This window comes from Thalassobellus citreus, from assembly GCF_044385915.1.
Taxonomy (GTDB): domain Bacteria; phylum Bacteroidota; class Bacteroidia; order Flavobacteriales; family Flavobacteriaceae; genus Thalassobellus; species Thalassobellus citreus.
This window is the reverse complement of sequence record NZ_JBISCC010000045.1, coordinates 1-525: the sequence shown is the minus strand read 5'-3', so window position 1 is coordinate 525 and position 525 is coordinate 1. Positions and strand designations below refer to the sequence as shown.

Below are 525 nucleotides of genomic sequence, written 5' to 3'. Positions count from 1 at the left end.
TTTTGTTAATTATTCAAAAATAACAGGGTAAACTTTTCTTATAAGATATTTGTTGTTCTCTTTTTTTTCAATGAAATAGTAAGTATAACCCAATCCGTCAAAACTTCCATTATTTCCAATATTCAGAAAATCTTTTCTCTCGGTAATAACATTTAAATCTTTCAACTCTTTTTGGTCAACTAATTTGTCTAATCCTTTTAAAAAACTAAATGGAACAGATGGTCTTTCATAAACATAATAATCATATTTAGGATCTTCTTCCCAAACTGTGATTATTCCTTTAGATATTGACTTTTTAAATTTCGGAGTATTGTTTTTCTTTGTATGAACTTTCTTATCGTAGAATATGCTGTATCCTGCATAAGATTTTGGTTCTTTTGAGATTTGTGTCTTTATAAGTGAATCATTCTTATTTATCAAAAAATAAATATCATTTTGTGCAATAGTTAAGTTACTGAATAAGGTAAAAATAAAAAGACAAAATATTTTATGATTTTCTATTTTCATATATGTTTGGCAACGGTT

General features: G+C 25.1%; 1 protein-coding gene. It reads right to left on the bottom strand.

What is annotated here, in order from left to right:
* Nucleotides 1-9: 9 nt before the first annotated feature.
* On the bottom strand, nucleotides 10-525 hold a 516-nt coding region (locus ACH5TX_RS00215), incomplete at its 5' end, for a hypothetical protein (protein ID WP_439337552.1).